General features: G+C 52.4%; 2 protein-coding genes. Both read right to left on the bottom strand.

What is annotated here, in order from left to right:
* Positions 1-2,858 (bottom strand): DUF1601 domain-containing protein (locus tag ACO6VE_RS23965; RefSeq protein ID WP_422463973.1); only part of this gene is annotated, 2,858 nt, incomplete at its 3' end.
* Positions 2,859-2,963: 105 nt separating this feature from the next.
* On the bottom strand, positions 2,964-3,974 hold a 1,011-nt coding region (locus ACO6VE_RS23960; protein ID WP_422463971.1), incomplete at its 5' end, for an RAP domain-containing protein.

Below are 3,974 nucleotides of genomic sequence, written 5' to 3'. Positions count from 1 at the left end.
GACATCGATATCTCTTTCTGAGAAAACTGAAGGTTCTTACTGATTCGATAGAGAAGCGATTCGAACGTAGAGGTAACCACGTTCAGCTCAATGAGTTCACCCAGTTTCGCCATGGCCCAAAGCAGATTAGCGATTTCCTGTGGTTTAAAGTTAGCTTTTTGTGCGTTCACGAGGGGCAACAGGGCGGCCACGGCCTCTTTGAGACCTGGTGACCGCTCCAGCCCGTTGTCCACCAGTTTTGCCATGGCCCAAAGCAGGTTGGCGATACCCTGCGGTTTAAAGTTAGCTTTTTGTCCATTCACGAGGGGCGTCAGCGCGGTCACGGCCTCGTTGAACCCTGGTGTCTGCTCCAGCCCGTTGTCTACCAGTTTCGCCATGGCCCACAGCAGGCTGGCAATATGCTGAGGAATAAATTGGTCTTTCTGTGCGTTCACATGGGGCAACAGTACGGCCACGGCCTTGTTAAGATCTGGTGTCCGCTTCTGCCCTTTGTCCACCAGTTTCGCCATGGCCCACAGCAGGTTGGCAATAGCCAGGGCATTAAACTGGTCTTTCTGTGTGTTCACGCAGGGCAACAACGCGGCCACAGCCTCTTTGAGCTCTGGTGTCTGCTCCTGCTCGTTGTCCACCAGTTTCGCCATGGCCCACAGCAGGTTGGCGATATGCTGAGGAATAAATTGGTTTTGCTGTGCGTTCACATGGGGCAACAGCGCGGCCACGGCCTCGTTGAGCACTGGTGTCTGCTCCTGCCCGTTGTCCACCAGTTTCGCCATGGCCCACAGCAGGTTGACGATTCCCTGGGCATTAAATTGGTTTTTCTGTGCATTCACGTGGGGTAACAGCGTGACCACCGCCCCTTTGAGCCCTGGTATTTGGTCCTGCCCGTTGTCCACCAGTTTCGCCATGGCCCACAGCAGGTTGGCAATGCCCTGGGCATCAAGTTGGTTTTTCTGTGCGTTCACGAGGGGCAACAGGGCAGCCACGGCCTCGTTGAGCTCTGGTGTCTGCTCCTGCCCGTTGTCCACCAGTTTCGCCATGGCACACAGCAGGTTGGTGATTGCCTGTGGTGTAAAGTTAGCTTTCTGTGCGTTCACGTGGGGCAACAGCACGGCCACGGCCTTGTTGAGATCTGGTGTCTGCTCGTGCCCTTTGTCCACCAGTTTCGCCATGGCCCACAGCAGGATGGCGATATCCTGGGGATTAAATTGGTCTTTCTGTGTGTTCACGCAGTGCAACAGCGCGGCCACAGCCTCGTTGAGCTCTGGTGTCTGCTCCTGCCCGTTGTCCACCAGTTTCGCCATGGCCCACAGCAGGTTGGAGATATGCTGAGGAATAAATTGGTTTTGCTGTGCGTTCACATGGGGCAGCAGCGCGGCCACGGCCTCGTTGAGCTCTGGTGTCTGCTCCTGCCCGTTGTCCACCAGTTTCGCCATGGCCCACAGCAGGTTGGTGATTCCCTGGGGATTAAATTGGTCTTTCTGTGCGCTCACGTGGGGTAACAGCGTGACCACCGCCTCTTTGAGCCCTGGTGTCCGCTCCAGCCCGTTGTTCGCCAGTTTCGCCATGGACCACATCAGGTTGGCAATGCCCTGGGCATTAAGTTGGTTTTTCTGTGCGTTTATGAGGGGCAACAGGGCGGCCACGGCCTCGTTGAGCTCTGGTGTCCGCTCCAACCCGTTGTCCACCAGTTTCGCCATAGCCCACAGCAGGTTGGCGATACCCTGGGCATTAAACTGGTCTTTCTGTGCGTTCACTTGGGGCAACAGCGCGGCCACGGCCTCGTTGAGTCCAGGTGTCCGCTCCAGCCCATTGTCCACCAGTTTCGCCATGGCCCACAGCAGGTTGGTGATATGCTGAGGAGTAAATTGATTTTTCTGTGCGTTCACGAGGGGCAACAGGGCGGCCACGGCCTCGTTGAGCCCAGGTGTCCGCTCCAGCCCGTTGTCCACCAGTTTCGCCAAGGCCCACAACAGGTTGGCGATAGCCTGAGGAATAAATTGGTCTTTCTGGACGTGTACGTGGGGCAACAACACGACCACAGCCTCTTTGAGTTCTGCTGTGCGCTCCAGCCCGTTGTCCACCAGTTTCGCCATGGCCCACAGCAGGTTGGCAATATGCTGAGGAATAAATTGGTCTTTCTGTGCGTTCACGTGGGGCAACAGTGCGCCCACAGCCGCGTTGAGCCCTGGTGTTCGCTCCTGCCCGCTGTCTACCAGTTTCGCCATAGCCCACAGCAGGTTGGCGATTTCCTGGGCACCAACATAGCTGGCTTCATGTTTTTGGTTGCACTTGAATATTATTGCATCAAGTATTGTTGACAATAAGGCAGCTTGAGTACGCCTGACACGCTCATCCAAGGGTTTATGAGGGGTAAAAACACCCGCTGAAGTAAATGAGTGGAGTGTCGTCGTCAGGCTTCGCCAATTCCAGCTCCGCGTTGCTGTGAAATTTTGCAGCAAACGCATCAGCTGGCTTTGTTCCACTCGATTTAAAGGCCTTTTAGACGCTGACGTGTATTTTTTAATGGAACTGGCATATAGGCCGTGATCTCTCCCATCATAGCGATGACCGAAACGATCCGATTTACTCACCAGACCAGCCATTATTTCCTTTTTGGTGAGAGCATTAAAATTTTGAGCAGGGTTTACTGAACGGTGCAGTAGATATTGAGAAGGGCCTGCGGCAGCAGAATGGTAAGCTTTATTACGCCTCGGAGTTGTGCGTGGGGTATTATCCCTCTGTCTGACTGTGGCTTGTCTATATCGCCCACGCCTGTAAGCGGCACGGTCATTCGGTTGGTTATCATCACTACCTGATCTTGCGTATTGACCACTGACACCAGCAGAACTTCTATCCATAATTATATTTCATTAATTCATGAAAATATAAAAAGCAGACTGCTGTTCTGCTCAGAAGTTCATTTTGCGGAAAAGTTTACTTGAGTCATGATGGGAGGAAGGCGATTACTGGCTGTTTGTTTTCTTTCTCTTTGCCGGGTTGGTTTGCTCTGCTAAATGTTTTTCACCAGTCACGTATGCAGCATCTGCCCACCTTCTTTTAAGTGATACAGAGCCATGCTCCTGTGGCGGGATGCCTATCCTGGTCTTTATTTGATCAATGTATGGTTTCATTAAATCTTTGTTCAAAAGCCGTTTAGCCGGGATTTCAATGACCTCAAATCCTGCTTTTTGCAGCAGTGCGATTTTCAGCAGAGTTGAACCCTTCCTGGTTTTGAAATCACCACCCACGTAATGAGAGGGGCCTTGAACTTCAATCACAATGTTGTGATCTGTAAGTAGCAGGTCAACCGGAGGTAATGAGTTCAGACTCTTTTCTTCTTCAATCTTTAAAGAGGGCAGACATGATCGGAGTTGATCGCGGAAGTCGACCTGGGTTCTTGAAATGTTTGTCTGGTAATGGCGAACGACCGGACAGGCTCTGCCAAGCCAACTTGCGGCCATGAACATGATGGATTGATCATCTTCATTATCTGGCGATGTATTTTCCAGGCGAGTCAACAGGTCATCCATGTGCTTTTCAAACACATTATTTTTATTGGCATTGGAGTCTAGAGATAACCTGGCACAGCATACCATTACTCCCCAGAGAGACATCAATATCTCTTCCTGAGAAAACAGCAGGTTCTTACTGATTCGATAGACAAGCGATTCGAACGTAGAGATGACCAGGTTCCGCTCAATGAGTTCACCCAGTTTGGCCATGGCCCACAGCAGGTTGGCAATACCCTGGGCATTGAATTGGTCTTTCAGTGCGTTCACGAGGGGCAATAGCGTGACCACAGCCTCGTAGAGCCCTGGTGAGTGCTCCTGCCCGTTATCCACCAGTTTCGCCATGGCCCACAGCAGGTTGGCGATATGCTGATGAATAAACTGGTCTTTCTGTGCGTTCACTTGGGGCAACAGCACGGCCACGGCCTCGTTAAGACCTGGTGTCCGCTCCAGCCCTTTGTCCAC

The organism is Endozoicomonas sp. ALB115, from assembly GCF_049310245.1.
Taxonomy (GTDB): domain Bacteria; phylum Pseudomonadota; class Gammaproteobacteria; order Pseudomonadales; family Endozoicomonadaceae; genus Endozoicomonas.
The sequence above is the reverse complement of the archived record's forward strand: the minus strand, read 5'-3'. Positions and strand labels throughout refer to the sequence as shown.